We start from the raw sequence: 19,166 nt of genomic DNA, 5'->3' as shown, positions 1-19,166 counted from the left end.
GTCCTCTTCGCGAATAGCCTTGAACAACGGCTAAGCGTCCCGAGCGTTCCGCGGAGAACTTGGCGCGATCAAGGCGTCAGTCGTTGAAGGTTTCGAAGCCATGCCAAACGGCAGGCCTGCCATGTCAGGCCGAAACGCCGCCGTCGGTCAGACGGCGCTGGTGCGCGCCAGGCCGTCCTTGGCCGGCTGGTAGGTGGGGCTGAGGCGCACGGCCTCGCGGTAGGCTTTTGCCGCCTTGGCCTTGTCGCCGCGCCGCTCGTAGATCAGCGCCTGGTTGGACCAGGCCTCGGCATTCTTGCCGTCGAGCTTGATCGCCATGTTGATGTCGGCGAAGGCATTGTCCTCGTCGTTCATGGCAAGATAGGACAGGCCGCGGCCATTGTAGGGATCGGCGGCGTCCGGCGCCAGCGAAATGGCTGTCGAGAAATCCTCGATAGCGAAAGCGTGCTGGCCCTGGCTCTGATAGATCAGGCCCCGATTGTGATAGGCGCGAGCGTCTGTCGTGTCGAGCTGGATCGCCTTCTGGAAATCGTTGAACGCGTCTTGGATGCGGTTGGCTTTGCGGTAGAGATTGCCGCGCCCGATATAGGCTGCGTCATAGTCGGGATTGATCTGGATCGAGCGGTTGTAGTCGGCAAGCGCGGCCGTCTGATCGCCGAGGAAACGCTGGATGAGAGCGCGGTTCGAATAGGCCTGGTAGAAATTCGGATTGAGCTGGATGGCGGTGTTGAAGTCCTTGAGCGCCGCCTGATACTGGCCGCCGCGGCCATAGGCCGAGCCACGCACATTGTAGCCTTCCGGATCCTGGGGACTGCGCTGGATAACGGCTGACAGCGAGGAGATGTTCTCGGCCGACCCTTGTGCCTTGTCGATGTTGGTGAATTCACCGGTCGGGGCTGTCTGGCAGCCGGCGATCGCCAAGCCAGAAAGCAGGGCTGCCGTCAGGGCGAAGCCGCGCATTGCGGTTCTGCGCTCCACGCTAATTGCGTTCATGTCTGCTCTGTCCTCACTGCCCGCCCGCGCCGTCAGGTCTGTTCCCTCTCCGAACCGGCCCTCTGCGAGCTGGTCGAATTCAAAACAAAAAGGTGGCGGCGATTTCGCATCGCGCCACCTTGGGTATCCTTCGAAAAGGACGAAAAATTGGCGTCAGAACCGCGGCGGACGCGGAGCGCCGGCCCCAGCGGCACCAGCCGCCACCGGGCGCGGCGTCATCGGCAGCAGGCCTTCGCGCTGGGCGCGCTTGCGGGCCAGCTTACGGGCGCGGCGAACGGCTTCCGCCTTTTCGCGGGCGCGCTTCTCAGAGGGCTTCTCATAATGTCCGCGCATCTTCATTTCGCGGAAGATGCCTTCGCGCTGCATCTTTTTCTTGAGCGCGCGAAGCGCCTGATCAACATTGTTGTCGCGGACGAGTACCTGCACGGGCAATCCTGTCTTTCGGGTTTGTTAACAACAGGCAAGTGGCCATAGTCGCTTGCCTCCGCGGCGGTCTACACCACGAATTGTGGCGGCTGATAGCAGAATCACGCCGCTCTGTCCACTGCCGAAACGAAAAACCCGCCTCGGCGGCGGGTCGTCGGCGCAATCAGCACCATGCATAAATCATTAGCATAACTGCCGTCAGAAAGCAAGGAATTACGACCCTTGGTAGTAGATTTGCCTTATCGGGCGGGCTCTCCGCGCCGATGAGAGCATCGTTGACGTTTTCTCAGCCACCGATAAAACCTGCTGCCTCAATCCGGCAAAACGGTCCGCCCGGCTTTATCGAGGAAGGAACAAACCTCGTTCCCCATGGTTGTTTCGCATACGCAAGCACAGGAGAAAACCGATGTCAGAGACCCGTGAATGGCTCGTCCAGTGGCTCAGGGACGCGCATGCGATGGAGGAGCAGGCCGAAACCATGCTGAACGGCCAGCTGAGCCGGCTGGAGAGTTATCCCGAACTCCGTGAGCGCATCAGCCTGCACCTCAACGAGACGAGAGGGCAAGCCGCGCGCCTCAGGACCTGCCTGGAACAAGTGGGCGAAAATACGTCCACGCTGAAGGACGCCGGCGGCAAGCTGCTGGCGATGGCACAGTCCCTAAGCGGCGTCTTCGCCGGCGACGAGGTGATGAAAGGCTCACTGGCAAGCTACACCTTCGAGCACATGGAGATCGCATCCTACACGATCCTCATCGCAGCCGCCGAATCCCTAGGCGAAACAGAAGTCGCCCGGGCCTGCGAAGAAAATCTGCGTGAGGAGGAGGCGATGGCCGAGTGGCTGAAAAACAAGCTGCCCGCGACAACGGAGCAGTTCTTGGCTCGCTCGGGGTCGGACAGCGACAATGCCAAACGATGAGAACGACAGGCAAGCGGCCAAGGTGACACCACCTTCGGTGTGGCGGGCTTACAGCTATGCCTGGATTACCCTCGGCTTCTTCATCATTTCGATCGTCGGCCACTGGGTTTTCGGCTGGTTCGCCTATCTCGACGAGCAGCGAGCGCTGAGCCAACCGCCAGAGTTCGGCGGCTATCTGATCGAGATGAGCCGCGACACGCTCGAGAACTGGCAATCGGAATTCCTGCAGCTGCTCTGGCAGGTCGGTGGCCTGGCGTTCCTGCTCTTCGTCGGTTCGCCGCAATCGAAGGAGAGTACCGACCGGATGGAGGCCAAGATCGACGCGCTTCTCAGGCTTGTCGATCCGAAGAAAGGCAAGGACGCGATTCGCGAGCTGGACCTGCAGTATGACGGCCGCCACACCGACGAGCCGCACGCCCACCGGAACTGATCTGGGAATGGAAATGTGGCCCGGAGCCGCTCACCACTCCGGGCCCGTTTGATGGTCCTTGCATTCGCAAGCGGCGACAGGCGCTCCTCTATGCCGTGGCCAAATGAAGCCGCTCGAAATCTTCGAAGAACTCGCCGTAATCGCAGGTTATTTCCTCGCCCGCCGCTATGGCGCGGATCGCGGTTGCCCCACCATGCCGAGAAAAATCCGTGTTCGGCCTTTCAGAATGGTTCATGAAGCGGCCATTGTCGACCTCATAGACGATGAATCCGGGCCGGTCCGGGCTTGGATAGGCATATCTGTCGAGCAATTCCCTGAGGTGCGGCGGCGCGGCCCCATATTTTTCCAGCGGGATCAGCCGATCGAAGTCGGGATCGAGCCGCCAGATCGACGCTCCCTTCCTGATCGGCTCGGCGGCGAACACGCCGACGCCCTCGATTGCGCTAGCAGCGATGTAGGTCCTGATCAGCAGCATGTTCTAGGCCTGTCTTCGAACAGAAGTGTCCGAAGAAATCGCCAAATCGCACCGGAAAGCAAGACCGCTTTTGCGAGATTGCCTCACGTCCGATTGATCGAGACCCCGCCATCGGCAAACAGCGCAGTTCCAGTGGTGAAGCTCGATGCGTCGGAAGCCAGATAGAGCGCCGAATGAGCGATCTCCTCAGGCTCGGCGACGCGCTTCAAGGCATGCAGGTTTTCGACGAAGGCTCGCGATTCAGGTGTCTTGAACGTGGCCGAAGGCGTGTCGGTGCCGCCCGGCAATAGTGCGTTGACCCGCACGCCTTTGGCGCCGTATTCGGCGGCAAGCACCTGCGTCAACCCGATCAGCCCGGCCTTGCTTGCGGCATAGCTGGTCATGCCGGGCATGCCGACGGTATGGCCGACAAAGGTAGAGGTGAAGATCAGCGATCCGCCGCCGCGTTCGACCATCGCCGGGACCTGATATTTCGCGCCGAGGAATGCGCTGGTCAGGTTGGTGTCAAGCGTCTCTCGCCAGCCTTCCAGCGACAGCTCCGAGATTGGACCCATCTTGCCGGTCGAGCCGGCGTTGTTGAAGGCGATATCCAGCCCGCCGAATTTCTCGACCGCCAGGTCGACAAGGGCTTTGGCATAGGCTTCGTCGCGAACGTCGCCGGCAAGGGCGATCGCCGAGCCGTCGGCTTCCTCGATTTCCGCGACGAGCGCGTCCAGCTCTGCCTGGCGACGGGCAGCGACGACCACCTTGGCGCCTTCCTCGGCAAAGAGTTTTGCCGTGGCGCGGCCGATGCCGGAACTGGCGCCGGTGACGATGGCGATCTTGTTGGCGAGTGCGAGCATTTTTGCATCCTTCTTTCGCGCCAGCTTTCGCCGGCAATCGGATGCTTGGTCGCAGATCGAGGCGGCACGAGCCACCCGATACCTGAAGGCGTCCGGATGCGTCGTCGGCTCGTTGCTCGACAGGTCTTTTTGGCCGTGGCGCAAAACGGCAAGCGCCGTCGCAAACAGCGCAAGGGTGGCAGCGCTGTTTCGCTAGTGATACACCTCGCGCGCCGGGGCTCGATTGGATGTCCGGCCGCTATCTGCGAGGCTGGAACGTTGAAGAAATACTCGGTATTCGCCATCGCCCGCGAGGCCATGCGCGGCCACAAGGGCTGGGAGGAACAGTGGTCCTCGCCAGAGCCGAAGAAGGAGTACGACGTCATCATCGTCGGCGCCGGCGGCCATGGCCTGGCCACCGCCTATTATCTCGCCACGGTGCACGGCATCACCAATGTCGCGGTGCTGGAAAAGGGCTGGCTCGGCGGCGGCAATACCGGCCGCAACACCACCATCATCCGCTCCAACTATCTCTATGACGAGAGCGCCGGCATCTACGACCACGCGCTGAAGCTGTGGGACGGGCTCAGCCAGGAGCTCAACTACAACGTCATGTATTCGCCGCGCGGCGTCATGATGCTGGCCCACAATGTGCACGACATCCAGGTCTTGAAACGCCACGTCCATGCCAACCGTCTGAACGGCATCGACAATGAATGGCTGACGCCGGAAGCCGCCAAGGAATTCTGCCCGCCGCTCAACATTTCGCGCCATGCCCGCTATCCGGTGATGGGCGCGACCCTGCAGCGTCGCGGCGGCACCGCCCGCCACGATGCGGTCGCCTGGGGCTATGCGCGCGGCGCTTCGGCGCGCGGCGTCCACATCATCCAGAATTGCGAGGTCACCGGCGTCAAGCGGGCGCCGAACGGTTCGGTCACCGGCGTCGAGACGACGCGCGGCTTCATCGGCGCCAAAAAAGTCGGCGTCGTTGCCGCCGGCCATTCGTCCGTCATCATGGACATGGCCGGCGTGCGGATGCCGCTGGAAAGCTATCCGCTGCAGGCGCTGGTTTCCGAGCCTGTCAAGCCGGTCTTCCCCTGCGTGGTGATGTCGAACACGGTGCACGCCTATATCTCGCAGTCCGACAAGGGCGAACTGGTCATCGGCGCCGGTACCGACCAGTATATCTCCTATTCGCAGACCGGCGGCCTGCACATCCTGCAGCACACGCTCGACGCCATCTGCGAGATGTTCCCGATGTTCACGCGCATGAAGATGCTGCGCTCGTGGGGCGGCATCGTCGACGTGACGCCCGACCGTTCGCCGATCCTGGCCAAGACGCCAGTGCCCGGCCTCTATGTCAATTGCGGCTGGGGCACGGGCGGCTTCAAGGCGACGCCGGGCTCGGGCCATGTCTTTGCCCACACCATCGCCAGGGACGATCCGCACCCGATCAACGCGCCCTTCACCATCGAGCGCTTCCGCACCGGCCGCCTAATCGACGAGGCAGCGGCGGCAGCGGTGGCGCACTGATGATGGCCCGCTTTGTGATGTTGGGCCAGAGGCTTTGCGATCAACCGGCCGGCGCCTGCGTCGGCCACGGCGAATTGTAGGAACAACCATGCTTCTCATCCGCTGCCCCTATTGCGAGGAAGAGCGTCCGGAACTCGAATTCCGCAACGCCGGCGAGGCACATATCGCGCGTTCGGCGGATATGGCCGCGACAAGCGGCGACGATTTCGAAAAGTTCTTTTTCATCCGCTCGAATCCCAAAGGCATCATCTATGAGCGCTGGCGGCACATGCATGGCTGCGCGCGGTTCTTCAATGCCGTGCGTGACACCGTCAGCGACAGGTTCCTGATGACCTACAAGGCCGGCGAGCCGAAGCCGGCGAAGCTGCCGGGAGCCTCCGAATGATCGCGACGTTCCGCATTCCCGGCGCCGGGCGCCTCAAGCAGGCAGAGACCGCGCGGTTCAGCTTCGACGGCCAGTCCTATGCCGGCGTCGAAGGCGAAACGCTGGCCTCGGCGCTGCTCGCCAACGGCGTCCATCTGGTTGGCCGTTCGTTCAAATATCACCGGCCGCGCGGCTTCCTGTCCGCCGGGGCGGAAGAGCCCAACGCGCTGGTTGAGATCAAGCGCGACTCGGCCAGGAGGACGCCAAATGTCCGTGCCACCGTGCAGGAGCTCTATGACGGGCTGACGGCACAGTCGCAGAACCGCTGGCCGTCATTGGCCTTCGACGTCAGCGCGCTCGGCGACATCGCCTCGCCGTTGCTTTCGGCGGGCTTTTACTACAAGACCTTCATGTGGCCGAAGTCCGCCTGGAAGAACTTTTACGAGCCCAGGATCAGGGCTGCGGCAGGGCTTGGCGTCGCTCCCGACCAGCCGGATCCCGACCACTATTCGGCGCGTTTCGCACATTGCGACGTGCTGGTGCTGGGCGGCGGTGCTGCCGGCATCGCCGCGGCACTTGCCGCGGCCGAAACCGGCGTACGCGTCATCCTTGCCGACGAGCAGGTGGATTTCGGCGGCAGCCTGCGCTTCGAAAGCGGCGCCAGGATCGACGGCCAGGATGGTTTTGCCTGGGCGCAAGGCGCAGTCGCGACGCTCAGGGCCATGGACAATGTCCGCGTGCTGTCGCGCACCACGGCCTTCGGCTATTACGCGCAGAATTTCGTCGGGCTGGTCGAGCGCGTCAGCGACCATTTGCAGAACCCCGGCCGCGAGCTGCCGCGCGAGCGGCTGTGGCAGGTTCGTGCCAAACGCGTCGTGCTGGCGACCGGTGCCATCGAGCGGCACATGGTGTTTGCCGACAACGACCGGCCAGGCATCATGCTGGCGTCGGCGGCGCGCACCTATCTCAACCATTTTGGCGTCGCGGTCGGCAGGAATGTCGGCGTCTATACGGCCAATGATTCCGCCTATGCGGCGGCGATCGACCTGAAGAAGGCCGGCGTCGGCGTGGCGGCGATAGTCGACCTGCGCGACAACCCGACCGGGTCGGTAATCGACGAGGCGAGGTCGCTCGGCATCGAGGTCAATTTCGGCCGCGCGGTGATCCGCGCCGGCGGCAAATTGCGGGTTTCGTCGATGACCGTTCAGCCGAAGAATGGCGGCGGCGAGCGCACCATCCCGGTCGACGCCATCCTGATGTCGGCCGGTTGGACACCGTCGGTGCATCTGTTCTCGCAATCGCGCGGCAAGGTCGCCTTCAACGACGAGACAAAGCGTTTCGTGCCCGGTACCTACGCGCAGGATTGCGTGTCGGTCGGCGCCTGCAACGGCACGGACGGACTGTCGGCGACGATCGACGAGGCCTATGCGGCGGGCGCCAAGGTGGCCAAGGATGCGGGCGTCAAGAATGCCGGCGCCAAGCCGAAGGTCGACGCCAGCGAGAGTTGGTCGCGTGGCATGCTGGGCGCGGCGCCCGGCGCCGGGCCGGACACGACGGTAAAAGCCTTCGTCGACTTCCAGAACGACGTCACCGCCAAGGACATCCGCCAGGCGGTGCATGAAGGCATGCGCTCGATCGAGCACGTCAAGCGCTTCACCACCAACGGCATGGCGACCGACCAGGGCAAGACCTCGAACATGCACGGCCTGGCGATCGCCGCCGAGACGCTGGGCAAGCCGATCCCGCAAGTCGGCCTGACGACGTTCCGGGCGCCTTACACGCCGGTGACCTTCGGTTCGATCGTCGGGCACGCGCGGGGTCCGCTCTTCGACCCGACCCGCAAGACGGCGATCCATCCGTGGGCCGAGGCTCAAGGTGCGGTGTTCGAGGATGTCGGCCAATGGAAGCGCGCCTGGTATTTTCCCAAAGCAGGCGAGGACATGGACGCCGCGGTCGATCGCGAGTGTGTCACGGTGCGCAAGACGGCCGGCCTGTTCGACGCCTCGACGCTGGGCAAGATCGAGGTGGTCGGGCCGGATGCGGCGAAGTTCATGGAGCTGCTCTATACCAATCCGTGGGAGAAACTGGAGCCCGGCCGCTGCCGCTATGGCATCATGCTGCGCGAGGATGGTTTCATCTATGACGACGGTGTCGTTGGCAGGCTTGCAACCGACCGTTTCCACGTGACGACGACGACGGGCGGTGCGCCGCGCGTCATGAACCATATGGAGGATTACCTCCAGACCGAGTTTCCGCATCTCAACGTCTGGCTGACCTCGACCACCGAGCAGTGGGCGGTGATTGCCGTGCAAGGACCGAAGTCGCGAGACATCATCGCGCCGCTGGTCGAGGGCATCGACATGTCGGACGGGGCGCTGCCGCATATGTCGGTGCGCGAGGGCAGGATTCGCGGCGTGCCGACAAGGCTGTTCCGCATGTCGTTCACCGGCGAGCGCGGCTTCGAGGTCAACGTGCCGGCCGACTACGGCCAGGCCGTCTGGGAAGCGCTGTGGGCCGAGGGCCAGAAGCACGGCGCCTGTGCCTACGGTACCGAGGCGATGCACGTGCTGCGTGCCGAAAAAGGCTACATCATCGTCGGCCAGGACACCGACGGCACGGTGACGCCTGGCGATGCCGGGCTCGACTGGGCGGTCGGCAAGAAGAAGACCGATTTCGTCGGTATCAGGGGTCTGGCTCGGCCCGACCTGGTCGCCAAGGGCCGCAAGCAGCTTGTCGGCCTGAAGACCAAAGACCCAAAAGTCGTGCTGGAAGAAGGCGCGCAGATCGTCGGCGATCCGAAGCAGGCGATCCCGATGACGATGATCGGCCATGTCACCTCGAGCTACTGGTCGGAAAATTGCGGCCGCTCGATTGCGCTGGCCCTGGTTGCCGGCGGCCGCGACCGGATGGGCGAGACGCTCTACGTGCCGATGCCCAATGCGACGATCGAGGTGGAGGTCACCGGCATGGTGTTCTTTGACGACAAGGGGGAGCGCCTCAATGGCTAAGGCTGCCGCGAAGGAATCTGCCGCCGCTGGGCCGTCGGTCGAACGCCGGCCGGCTCTCGCCGGTCAGGAGCTTTCCGTAACCGGAGTTACGCTTGCTGTGTTGCCGCCGGCGCAGCGTATTTCGCTGCGCGCGCCGGACGCCTCGGTCGCGGCGCTTTCGAAGGCGCTTGGAGTGAACCTGCCGCGGAAGCCCAAAACCTCGGCGGCAAATGCCGGGCGCACGGCATTGTGGCTTGGGCCGGACGAATGGCTGGTCATCGACGAGGTGGGAAAAGACCCGCTCGCCGATAGCGCCGAGGTCACAGTGCTGCATTCGGCGGTCGGCATCTCGCATCGCAACGTCGCCATCTCGGTTATCGGTCCAGCGGCGGCGGCGACGATCAATTCAGGCTGTCCGCAGGATCTGTCGCTGGACGTCTTTCCGGTGGGCGCGGCCTCGCGCACCATCCTGGGTAAGGCCGAGATCGTGCTATTGCGCATCGCAGCCGACGCGTTCCGGGTTGAATGCTGGCGCTCTTTTTCCGATTATGTCTTTACTTTCCTGTCGGAGGCGGCCGGCGACGCAGCGGCTTAGGAATGTTCGCTGGGCTCGACCGTTTGCCGGAGCAAGTCGGGGAGAATGTCGATGCCGTCGAAATCCGTGCCGAATCCAGCGGCTCAGAAGACGCCGGCCGTGCGCTCGTTCGAACACGAGCAGCACAAAGAACCAACCATTGAAGAGGAACTCGAGGAAGGGCTCGAGGACACGTTTCCGGCCAGCGATCCGGTGTCGATCACCGGGACTTCGATTCCCGGCGCTCCTGCAAGACCTGGCAAGGCCAAGATCGTGGCCGGAATGAAGAACCGCAGGAAATAACATTCATCAGGCTCCGGCGAGCCGGGTCGCCGGCCACGAGAGCAGGCGGTCAGGATTTCCTGTCGTCGCTTTTGTTTCGAACGTCAGAACGTGCTGGGCACGATCCACGGGTCGATGTCGATGCCGAGCCGCGGGCCCTTGCTTTCCGTTGAGCCCTTGTGGGTGGCGGCGCCTGCCTTCTCGACCGATCCGGTCGCGCCGCAATCGAGCTTGATGCCAGTGTCGGCGCAGGCCGCGGCCGGCGCCTGTTTGCCGGGCTGACTCTGGTCGGCGAAGGCAGCGCCCGAGAATGCAAGCACTGCCGCGACGGTGAGGATTGTCTTTTTCATTGTCTGTCTCCGGGCTGGATCTCTGAAATCTTTCTGTACATGTACAACATTGCGTACATATACGGCCGGCGAACATAAAGTTCAAGTCGGAAATTGTACATGTACGGAATTTTTGATGGCGAGCGTGGCGCTAGCCCGCCGGGTCGCGATCCCAGCCACCAGGGTCCTACACGCATAGATTGGTTCCCCAGGCCTTCGCCCTGTTTCGCTTGCCTGTCAGCTATCCGAAACCGAACAAAAACCCTTCAGCAGTTGACCGGCGTCTCGGTCAGCGGCGGCACGTCCTGCGTGGCCAGAGCGGCAAGCGTGAAGTCGCACATCCGCTTGACGAAAGCCTGCTGGTCGCCGAACGGATAGAAGGGAAAGGTGATCAGCAGCGAGATCGTGCCGTGGCCGACCGACCACAGCATGGTGGCGATGGCGCGCGGATCGCCCCTCAGCCTGCCGGCGGCCACGCAGGCTTCGACCCTCTTGATCAGCACCTTCATCAATGGGTTGCCCTCCTGCATCTCGGCGAAGGTCCTGCCTTCCGGGGGCTTGACCTTCTCGGTCATGAATATCGTGCGATACTCGTTGGGGTTGCCAAGGCCGAAGGCCGCATATTCGGTCATCACCACTTGCAGCGCCTCGATCGGATCGTCGGCCGGGTGATCCTCGATACGCTTTGCCAGAGTCTTGAACGCGTCCTCGGCCAACGCGAACAAGATGTCCTGCTTGTCGGCAAAATAGGAATAGACCGACATCGGCGCATAGCCGACACGCTTGGCCAGCTTGCGGATGGTGAGGCCTTCATAGCCTTCTTCCTGGACGAGCTTGTGCGCGGCGTCGACAAGTTCGGAGCGCAGTTCGGCCTTTTGTTTCTCGCGGCGTGTCTGGACGCTAAGCGGCAATTTTCGCCTGCCTTCTGTTTGTGGCTGGCTAAATTATATACGCTGTACGGAATCGGACAAGGCGCGGTCAAAAATCGGCGTCCTTCTCAGCCATTTTCGCCTAAACATCGATCACACGTGTTACCCGGGCAGAAACGACGCGGCATCGGACTGTTACAACCAGAGGTTAGCTGCGGCCCGGCCAAGAGATTTTGTTGCTAGGGCCGAGATGACCATGACCGAGCTTTCTTCCGTTGCGCCAAACGCAGATCCACTTTCTCACGATGCCATGCTGGCCCTCAGGCGGGTGGTCATGGTTGCATCGTTGGCGATCGCGCTCGGATTCGCCATGGAGGCGCTTACTCTGGCTGGCAGGCTTGCAGCGGGTTCTCACCCGGCTACCACCCTGATCCTGATCGAATTGGCGCAAGGCGTGACGTGGGCGTTCTTCGTCTGCGCCGGTCTCAGCCTCGGCACGGCGATCGCCAAGGTACGAGCCTCGCTCGGCGGCCTGATCGCTGCAATCTCGGCACCACTGGCGATGGCCATCGCCAAGGGGTCGCAAAAGGTCATGGTAACTGCTCTTGATGCGGCCACAAAACCGGCCACCCTCTCGCTCACCACGCTGGGCGTGCTACGGGCGATCGAATACGGCCTGCTCGGCTGGATCCTGGCCTCGCTGGCGTCGAAGGAAAGGCCCCGTCCGCTCCATTTCGCGCTGGCAGGCACCGCGATCGGCGCGGTGTTCGGCGGCGGAATCACGGTCCTGACGATTGAGACGGCCGCGGTGAACGGCGTTGCCCTTGAATTGCCGCGGGCGATCACAACCGGCCTCAACGAGATCGTGTTCCCGATCGGTTGCGCGCTGGTCGTCTACATCGCCCTGCAGGTCGGCCGGCACATGAAGATGATCTCTGGCGAGGTTCGTTGAGCCGTTCAGGCCGCTTCTGGCTCGCGCTCGATCAATGTCAGCGTCAGCCAGCGCGCGGTCAGCGCCGGCTTTTTCGAGCCCTCGATCTCGATCGTCACGTCATGCGCGGTCTGCACCCACCCCGACGGCCTGACCTTGACGTCGGCCAGCACGAAACGGGTGCGGATGCGCGCGCCGGTCTTCACCGGCGCCAGGAAGCGCAGCGAGTCAAAACCATGGTTGACGCCCATCTTGCTGTTTTCGAGCGGCGGCATGGTCTCGAAGGTCATCGCCGATAAAAGCGAAAGCGACAGAAAACCATGCGCGATGGTGCCACCGAACGGCGTCTCGCGCTTGGCGCGCTCCGGGTCGCAATGGATGAACTGGTGGTCGTCGGTGGCGTCGGCGAACTGGTCGATCATGCGCTGCGAGACCACCCGCCACGACGACACGCCGACCTCCTTGCCGACGCTGGCCAGAAGCACATCGAGACTGATCGGTTCCACGCTGATGTCCTCCATTTCAACCGTCCGGAGCGCGAGCGGCTTCATTCCTTGAACAGTGTCAGCCCATGCTGCACCGACTGCCCGCCATCGATCGGCAGGATGGCGCCGGTGACATAGCTGCCGGCACGGCTGCACAAATAGAGCGTTGCGCCGGCAATGTCATCCGACGCGCCGATGCGACGAAGCGGAACATGGCCGCCGACTTGTCTTGCCTGTTCCTCGCTCGCGGTGGCAAAAGCTGTCATCCGGCTCTGGAAGGGGCCGGGGGCGAAGGCATTGACGGTGATGCGGCGGGCGGCGAACTCGATCGCCAAGATGCGCGTCAGATGGTGAACAGCAGCCTTTGAGGCAGAGTAAGAGTAGGCGTCGTCGGCCAGCGGCTGCGTGCCCATCACCGAACCCAGATTGATCACCCGGGCCGGATCGGCATCGCTGGCGGCGGCATCGAGCAGCGGCAGAAGCTCGCGCGTCAGTTGGAAGACCGCAGTGACGTTGACGCCGAACACCCTGGCCCAGGCATGGTAGGGAAAACTTTCCAGCGGCGCCCCCCAGGAGACGCCGGCATTGTTGACCAGGATGTTCAGCCGCTCGGTCCGCGCCTTGACCTCGTCGACCAGCGCCGCGATGCCAGCCTCGCTGGAGACATCGCCGGCAAAGCCTTCGGCCCGGCCGGTGCCGCCGAGGCCGTTCAGTTCATCGGCAACCCTGATGCAGTCCTCACCCTTGCGCGAGGCGATCATCACGGTGGCGCCGGCACTGACCAAAGCGGTCGCCGCCATGCGGCCGATGCCGGTCGCAGCCCCGGTCACCAGCGCGGTCTTGCCGGCCACCGAAAACAGCTCGTCCAGATAGCTCATCGCAATTCCTCCGCGCGCCCGTGCCTCGCCCAGCAAAAGGCTGCCATGGTCAGGGCCGCAAATCTCTTCAGGCAAATGATAGTGCCCAATTTGTATTGGAGATCAACTTGTTGAAGTCGGCGCCGCCCCTCATCGCCCTGCCGGGCACTCCTCCCCGTATAGTGACGGGGAGGAGGAGCTGACCGCAACGCCGGCGCCCTTCTTGCGACGCCAGTGATTGGCGAAATCGGTGACGAGAGCCCCTCTCCCCGTCCCTATACGGGGAGAGGATGCCGGCAGGCAGGTGAGGGGCAGCGCAAACGCTCGGAATGAGCGGTCACCGGTCTAAGCTGAAGCGATTGTCCTGCCTACTCAGCCGGCTCGACATTGGTGTAGGCGGCTTGTTCGAGTTCGCGCTTCAGCCGTGACGCCTCTTCCACCTTCGGCGTGACGAAGCGGCCGAGCAGGAGATAGGCGACCGGCGTCAGGAACAGCGTCGAGACGGTGGCCAGACCCAGGCCGCCGACGATCACCCAGCCGAGCGCGATCCGCGCCTCGGCGCCGGCGCCGCTCGCCAGCACCAGCGGCACGCCGCCGAGCACGGTGCAGATCATCGTCATCATCACCGGCCGCAGCCGGATGGTGGAGGCCTGCTCGATCGCCTCACGCACGCCGAGCCCGCGGTCTCGCAACTGATTGGCGAACTCGACGATCAGGATGCCGTTCTTGGCCATCACGCCGACCAGCAGCACCAGGCCGATCTGGCTGTAGGCGTTGAGGCTGGTGCCGCTGAGCAAAAGGGCAAAGATCGCGCAGGCGAGGCCGAGCGGCACCGTCGCCATGATGATGACCGCGCTGACGAAGCTCTCGAACTGAGCGGCGAGCACCAAAAGGATGATGACTAGCGAGAAGCCGAAGATGGTGATCATGGCGCTGTTGGTCTCGCCCAGCGTCGCCGCCTCGGCCAAGGGGACGATGCGGCTGCCCGGCGGCAGAAGCGGCGTGGCGATTGCCTCGGCGCGGGTGAGCGCCTGGCCGAGCGCGAAATCGCCGCTGAGGTTGGAGGTGATCGCCACCGACGGCTGCTGCTGCTCGCGGGTCAGCGAGGGCGGTACGGCGCGCTCGGTCAAAGTGGCGATGGTCGACATCGGCACGAAGCGGCCGTCGGCCGTCTTCAGGAAGATGTTCTCCAAATCGGTCGGATCGTTGATCGGGTTGGTCGTCGAGACGAGCTTCACGCCGTAGCTGCGATCGGCGATATAGACGTCGACGACATCATTGCCGTCGAGCATGGCCTGGAAGGAATCGGCCAGCCTGGTGATGTCGATGCCGAGGTCGGAAGCGCGCTCGCGGTCGATGGCGACGGAAAGCTGGGGCTGCGTCGGGTCGACGGAGAGCCGGGGCGACTGGAAGCGGGCGTCCTTCTGCATCTCGGCGATGATCTTCACCGCAGCGTCGCCGAGCGCCGCACGGTTGTTGCCGACCAGCGCGAACTGCAGGCCGTTGCCGGCGCCGCGAATCCCGAGGCTGTTGGGCTGCATCGGAAAGACGCGCACGCTCGGCACCTGCCGGGTGAGCCGTCTGATGTCGGCCATGATCTGCTGCTGGCTGCGGGTGCGCTCGTCCCATGGCGCCAGCGTCATCACCATGAAGCCGGCATTGTAGGCGCCGTTGCGGCCGGCGCTCTCGAACGTATTGCGGATTTCGCCGGAATCGCGCAGCGGCTCGATCAGTTTTTCGATCTTCTGCATCTGCTGCGTCGTGTAGTCGAGGCTGACGCCTTGCGGCGCGTCGACGCGCATGAGCACGACGGCACGATCCTCGGTCGGCGTCAGTTCCTGGCGAATCGTGCCGAACAGCGTGAAGGCGGTGGCTGCAAACAGCAGCGCGACCAGGAGCACGATCCACGGCGCATCGAGGCAGGTGCGCAGGCAGCGCCGGTAGAGCCTGTTCAGCGCGCCGCCGATGCGGGCGCCGATGCCGCTGCCGCCTTCGTGATGAAGCGGCGCGACCGACAGCATGCGCGAGGCAAGCATCGGACAAAGGGTCAGCGCCACGACGGCGGACAGAAGCACCGATATGGCGAGAACGAAGCCGAATTCGCGAAACAGGCCGCCGGTCTGGCCGGGCAGGAAGGAGATCGGCACGAAGACGGCGACCAGCGTCAGCGTCGTGGCGATGACGGCGAAGAACACTTCCTGGGCGCCAAGCACGGCCGCGGCGCGTGGCCCCATGCCTTCGTTGCGTCGTCGCACGATATTTTCCAGAACAACGATGGCGTCGTCGACGACCAGGCCCGTCGCCAGCACCAGGGCCAGCAGCGTCAATATGTTGACCGAGAAGCCGGCAAGATAGATGGCGGCGATCGTCCCGATCATGGCGACCGGCATCGCAAGCCCAGGAATGAGCGTCGCGCGCCAGTCGAGGAGAAACACATAGATGACGATCAGCACGATGGAGACGGACAGGCCGAGTGCGATCTCGACCTCATGCACCGCGCCGTTGACGAAGACCGCATCGTCGCTGGTGACCTTGATCGACATGCCCTGAGGCAGATCCGCCTGCAGCGCGGCGACGGCGGCCCTGACGCCGGTCGAAATATCCAGCGTGTTCGATTCCGCCTGGCGGATGATGCCGAGACCGATGCCGGTCTTGCCGTTCGATCGCAATGTGGTCTGACCGATGTCGGGGCCGAGCGTGACGGTGGCGACGTCGCGGATGCGGGTCGTGCCGCCGATGATGATGTTTTCGAACTCCTCCGGCGTGGTCACGTCCGCCGTCGGACGCACGATCAGATCCTGGTTGGTCGTGGTGATCGAGCCGGCAGGCGAATCGAAAGCGACCGAGGCCAGCGCTGTCCTCAGGTCGGCGACGGTGAAGCCCAGGCCGGCGAGCTTGTTCTGATCGACATCGATGCGAAATATCTTGTCGCGGTCGCCATAGACCTGGACGTCGGCTACGCCAGGCACGGCGGCAAGCTCGTCCTCGATCTGGTCCTGGACCAGCACCGTCATGTCCTGCACCGACATGGTGTCGGAGGTGACAGCCAGCCGCATCACCGGCTCGGAATTGGCATCGGCCTTGACGATGCGAGGCGCATCCGCCGTATCTGGCATCTGGTCGGCGACGCGGCCGACGCCATCGCGCACATCGGAGGCGGCGACGTCGAGGTCGACGCCGTCGTTGAATTCGATGGTGACGCGGCTTGTGCCGAAGGACGAGGTGGACGAGATCGACTTCACACCAGAGACGCGGGCGACCGCGCCCTCAATCACGTCGGTCAATTCGCGGTCGACGGTCTCGGCTGCAGCGCCTTCAAAGGTCGTGTTGACGGTGACGACGGCGCGATCGACATCCGGCAGTTCGCGGATTTCGACACCGTAAAAGGCAGCAAGGCCGGCGACCGCGATCAGCGTGTTCAAAACGAAGGCCATCACCGGCCTGCGGATGAACAGCGCGGTGAATCCTGTGTCGCTGGCTGCGTTGTTGGTTGCGGTCATCAGCCGTCGGCGTCCGCGGCGCGCAGTTGTTCGCCGGCGATGCGGACCTCGCCGCCTTCGCTGACACTCTGGGTGCCCTCGGTCACCACCATGTCGCCGCTGACGATCGGGGCATCGATCAGCACGGTCTCAGTGTTGCGCTGGATGATGCGCACCGCAACCCGCTTGGCCTTGCCGTCCACGATGGTCCAGATATAGGCGCCGTCCGAACCCCATTGTATCGCCAGCGGACTGACCGCAGGATAGCTGTCGCCGGGGAACTTCATGGTGATCTGGAAGGACATGCCGGCACGCAGCGAATCGGCCGGATTGGCGATCTTTGCCTTGACCAGAAGGGTACGACTGGCTTCATCGATGTGGTTGTCGATGGCGGAGACCGTGCCGGTATAGGCTTTGTTTGGGTTGGCGATTGGCGTCGCCGACAATTGCGCGCCGACTTTGACGACGGCGGCGAAGCGCTCCGGCACCCAGAATTCGACCAGTATGCTGGAGCGGTCGTCAAGGGTGGCGACCGCCGACTGGCTGGTCACATAGTTGCCGGCTGATATCGGCAGGATGCCGACGACGCCGGCGATCGGCGCGACGATCGAGCGGCGCTGCAAGGCCAGTTCCGCATCGCGAAGCGCCAGCTTGGCATTGGCCAGCACCACCTCGGCATCGGCAACAGAGACCGCCGTCGCAGCGTTGGAAGCCCGCAACGATTTGACCCGGTCGAGCTTGGCCTGCGCGTCCTGCAAGGCAACCTTTGCGCGGTCCTGTGCGATCACCTCGGTGTCGGAATCGAGGGTGGCAATGATCTGTCCTTTTTCGACATGGGCGCCGGACTCGACCAGAAATTCGACCAGGCGGCCTGAACTGTAGGGATTGACCGTCACCGAGGCGTAGGCTCGGCCGGTGCCGATTGCCCGCAGGCGATCATTGATGACGGCCGTGGCCGCCGGCAATGCGACGATAGTCGCCAGTTGGCCGGCGTCGCTGCGGCGGCCCGCTTGCCCGGCGTTGTCGACGGCGCTCGTCGCTGTCGGAGGCGTCGCGGCATCAGCCCATTCGATGCCCCAGCGCGCCAGCACATCCGGCGCGCCTGGAAAAAAGCGAACCCAGGCGGCCGCGGCCGCGACGAGGATCACAAATGCAAAAACAATCTGTTTCCAGGCGGCCATCGGCACTCCGGTTGGCAAAGCTACCGTCTACCCCTTCCCAAGCTGAAGTAGACGCGACAGCACCCTCCGACACAGGGGATGGCCCGTCGATATCAAAGCTTTATGGCAATTCTCCCGCTCGCTTGCACATTAAATCGGTGTAACGTTGGTAAGGGCCCCGGCTGGCTCACCGGCCGATCGGCGCGGGCGGCAGAGATCACCAATGCGCTCGCCGTTTCGATCGCCGCCTCAGGGCCATGCCGACGACGCCGCTCGGCAGGTCGTCCATCGGATCCCGTCTGCGTGCCGGCGGGATTTTTTTACGTCGCGTGTGCGCCGCCGGGCACGACGACGCCGGACATCGCGATTCCGGCGGTTGCCGGATCTTCCTTCAGCGCCGCGTCCGCGAGCGAGACCACGCCCACCAGGCGCTTGTCGCGATTGAGGACAGGCAACCGCCTGACCTGGATATCACCCATGTTCTGGACGACGTGCTCGATATCTTCGTCCTCGAAGCAGTATTTGACATCCTCAGTCATCACGTCGCGGACCGTCGCGTTGCCGTCTTTGCCTTCGGCGACCGCACGCACGACGATGTCACGGTCGGTGATCGTTCCGACGAGTCGGTCGTTTTCTCCGACGGGGAGGAATCCGACATCGTCAACCGCCATGCGTTTCGCGATTTTCTGCAACGACTCGCCAGGACTGGCGAGATGAACGTTGGGGGTCATTATCTCAGCGACTTTCATGGTGAATCTCCCTGTTCGCGCGCAGATCGGCACCGGCGCCGGCGGTCGTCGAGCGAGATTGGTCTGGAAGACGTGTTGAGAGTCTCAGGCCTATCGCGCTGCGACGCTCGCTCGGCGGCCTCGTTCTTCGCTGATGGAACTAACAGCCGGGCCGAATGGTTCCAGCCGTTTGGCCGCGCCGCCATAGATATCTGCCGGAACCATCGGGCTCCGGTCCCGTTTGCCGTGAATACCGCCTTGCAGACCGGACATGGGCGGCGTGACCCTTGAAGCTTCCCGTTTTGTTCCCATATAGGATGAAAGGACGGGAGACTGTTCCTCCGCCGGGTCCCGCGCGGAGACATAGGTAACAAATCGCACCTAAGACATGGCCTAGCGAGCCCCTGAACTGGGACGCCAAAAGCGTAACAGTTCTCCGCAAAAAAGATTGAAATGGTTGTTGACACTTTGGATGGGCGCCGACTATATACGCCTCACCAACGAGGGCGGCGCGCCGCTGGCGACGA

19 protein-coding genes are annotated in these 19,166 nt (G+C 63.5%); 8 read left to right on the top strand and 11 right to left on the bottom strand.

Annotation, left to right across the window (positions count from 1 at the left end; translation table 11 throughout):
* Positions 1-147 precede the first annotated feature (147 nt).
* Together AC0L2K_RS18480 and rpsU are read right to left on the bottom strand one after the other, a co-directional pair.
* Positions 148-993: a tetratricopeptide repeat protein gene (locus AC0L2K_RS18480; RefSeq protein ID WP_287239844.1), complete on the bottom strand. Its 846-nt coding sequence runs from the start codon at positions 991-993 to the stop codon at positions 148-150.
* Between the two features lie 153 nt (positions 994-1,146).
* On the bottom strand, positions 1,147-1,419 hold the full coding sequence (gene rpsU, locus AC0L2K_RS18475) for a 30S ribosomal protein S21 (RefSeq protein ID WP_023675331.1): 273 nt from the start codon (positions 1,417-1,419) through the stop codon (positions 1,147-1,149).
* Between the two features lie 406 nt (positions 1,420-1,825).
* Here rpsU and AC0L2K_RS18470 point away from each other — a divergent pair, with 406 nt between their 5' ends.
* Both AC0L2K_RS18470 and AC0L2K_RS18465 read left to right on the top strand, forming a co-directional pair.
* Positions 1,826-2,335: a ferritin-like domain-containing protein gene (locus AC0L2K_RS18470; RefSeq protein WP_473532008.1), complete on the top strand. Its 510-nt coding sequence runs from the start codon at positions 1,826-1,828 to the stop codon at positions 2,333-2,335.
* Entirely contained in the window at positions 2,322-2,765 is a 444-nt protein-coding gene (locus AC0L2K_RS18465; RefSeq protein ID WP_287239845.1) for a DUF6766 family protein, read from the top strand. Before AC0L2K_RS18470 ends, AC0L2K_RS18465 begins: the two co-directional genes overlap by 14 nt.
* 88 nt (positions 2,766-2,853) lie before the next feature.
* Here the strand turns inward: AC0L2K_RS18465 and AC0L2K_RS18460 are convergent, their stop codons facing one another.
* Both AC0L2K_RS18460 and AC0L2K_RS18455 read right to left on the bottom strand, forming a co-directional pair.
* The gene (locus AC0L2K_RS18460; RefSeq protein ID WP_128169930.1) at positions 2,854-3,240 is read right to left on the bottom strand and encodes an SET domain-containing protein; all 387 of its coding nucleotides are present in this window, start codon (positions 3,238-3,240) and stop codon (positions 2,854-2,856) included.
* 83 nt (positions 3,241-3,323) lie between these two features.
* On the bottom strand, positions 3,324-4,082 hold the full coding sequence (locus tag AC0L2K_RS18455; RefSeq protein ID WP_473532007.1) for an SDR family oxidoreductase: 759 nt from the start codon (positions 4,080-4,082) through the stop codon (positions 3,324-3,326).
* Between the two features lie 258 nt (positions 4,083-4,340).
* Here AC0L2K_RS18455 and AC0L2K_RS18450 point away from each other — a divergent pair, with 258 nt between their 5' ends.
* The 5 genes from AC0L2K_RS18450 to AC0L2K_RS18430 all read left to right on the top strand — a co-directional run bounded on the left by AC0L2K_RS18450 (position 4,341) and on the right by AC0L2K_RS18430 (position 9,822).
* Positions 4,341-5,594, top strand: a complete 1,254-nt coding sequence (locus AC0L2K_RS18450; RefSeq protein ID WP_473532006.1) for a sarcosine oxidase subunit beta — start codon at positions 4,341-4,343, stop codon at positions 5,592-5,594.
* An 88-nt stretch (positions 5,595-5,682) separates the two neighbouring features.
* On the top strand, positions 5,683-5,979 hold the full coding sequence (locus tag AC0L2K_RS18445; RefSeq protein ID WP_473532005.1) for a sarcosine oxidase subunit delta: 297 nt from the start codon (positions 5,683-5,685) through the stop codon (positions 5,977-5,979).
* A complete protein-coding gene (locus tag AC0L2K_RS18440; protein WP_473532004.1) occupies positions 5,976-8,966 on the top strand; it encodes a sarcosine oxidase subunit alpha in 2,991 nt (996 codons plus the stop codon). Before AC0L2K_RS18445 ends, AC0L2K_RS18440 begins: the two co-directional genes overlap by 4 nt.
* Positions 8,959-9,540: a sarcosine oxidase subunit gamma gene (locus AC0L2K_RS18435; RefSeq protein WP_473532003.1), complete on the top strand. Its 582-nt coding sequence runs from the start codon at positions 8,959-8,961 to the stop codon at positions 9,538-9,540. Before AC0L2K_RS18440 ends, AC0L2K_RS18435 begins: the two co-directional genes overlap by 8 nt.
* A gap of 51 nt (positions 9,541-9,591) precedes the next feature.
* The gene (locus tag AC0L2K_RS18430; RefSeq protein ID WP_473532002.1) at positions 9,592-9,822 is read left to right on the top strand and encodes a hypothetical protein; all 231 of its coding nucleotides are present in this window, start codon (positions 9,592-9,594) and stop codon (positions 9,820-9,822) included.
* An 83-nt stretch (positions 9,823-9,905) separates the two neighbouring features.
* Here AC0L2K_RS18430 and AC0L2K_RS18425 read toward each other — a convergent pair whose 3' ends face one another.
* Positions 9,906-10,151 carry a DUF680 domain-containing protein gene (locus AC0L2K_RS18425; RefSeq protein ID WP_128173540.1) on the bottom strand — a complete coding sequence of 82 codons (246 nt, stop codon included), beginning with the start codon at positions 10,149-10,151 and terminating at the stop codon, positions 9,906-9,908.
* Between the two features lie 245 nt (positions 10,152-10,396).
* Positions 10,397-11,041 (bottom strand): TetR/AcrR family transcriptional regulator, encoded by a 645-nt coding sequence (locus AC0L2K_RS18420; protein ID WP_128247424.1) that lies wholly within the window; start codon positions 11,039-11,041, stop codon positions 10,397-10,399.
* 292 nt (positions 11,042-11,333) lie between these two features.
* Between AC0L2K_RS18420 and AC0L2K_RS18415 the strand changes: the two genes are divergently transcribed.
* Positions 11,334-11,951 (top strand): hypothetical protein, encoded by a 618-nt coding sequence (locus tag AC0L2K_RS18415; RefSeq protein ID WP_473532001.1) that lies wholly within the window; start codon positions 11,334-11,336, stop codon positions 11,949-11,951.
* Positions 11,952-11,956: 5 nt separating this feature from the next.
* Here the strand turns inward: AC0L2K_RS18415 and AC0L2K_RS18410 are convergent, their stop codons facing one another.
* The 5 genes from AC0L2K_RS18410 to AC0L2K_RS18390 form a co-directional block, all read right to left on the bottom strand.
* Positions 11,957-12,451 carry a MaoC family dehydratase gene (locus AC0L2K_RS18410; RefSeq protein ID WP_031254237.1) on the bottom strand — a complete coding sequence of 165 codons (495 nt, stop codon included), beginning with the start codon at positions 12,449-12,451 and terminating at the stop codon, positions 11,957-11,959.
* 26 nt (positions 12,452-12,477) lie between these two features.
* Positions 12,478-13,293 carry an SDR family oxidoreductase gene (locus AC0L2K_RS18405; RefSeq protein ID WP_023797533.1) on the bottom strand — a complete coding sequence of 272 codons (816 nt, stop codon included), beginning with the start codon at positions 13,291-13,293 and terminating at the stop codon, positions 12,478-12,480.
* 347 nt (positions 13,294-13,640) lie between these two features.
* On the bottom strand, positions 13,641-16,772 hold the full coding sequence (locus tag AC0L2K_RS18400) for an efflux RND transporter permease subunit (RefSeq protein WP_023797534.1): 3,132 nt from the start codon (positions 16,770-16,772) through the stop codon (positions 13,641-13,643).
* The gene (locus tag AC0L2K_RS18395) at positions 16,772-17,932 is read right to left on the bottom strand and encodes an efflux RND transporter periplasmic adaptor subunit (RefSeq protein ID WP_128171160.1); all 1,161 of its coding nucleotides are present in this window, start codon (positions 17,930-17,932) and stop codon (positions 16,772-16,774) included. Before AC0L2K_RS18395 ends, AC0L2K_RS18400 begins: the two co-directional genes overlap by 1 nt.
* A gap of 299 nt (positions 17,933-18,231) precedes the next feature.
* Complete coding sequence (locus AC0L2K_RS18390) at positions 18,232-18,660, bottom strand: CBS domain-containing protein (RefSeq protein ID WP_473532000.1); 429 nt, start codon at positions 18,658-18,660, stop codon at positions 18,232-18,234.
* Positions 18,661-19,166: the final 506 nt, after the last annotated feature.

The organism is Mesorhizobium sp. WSM4817, from assembly GCF_055811135.1.
Note: the sequence above shows the minus strand (reverse complement) of the source record. Positions and strands in the feature narration are given on the sequence as shown.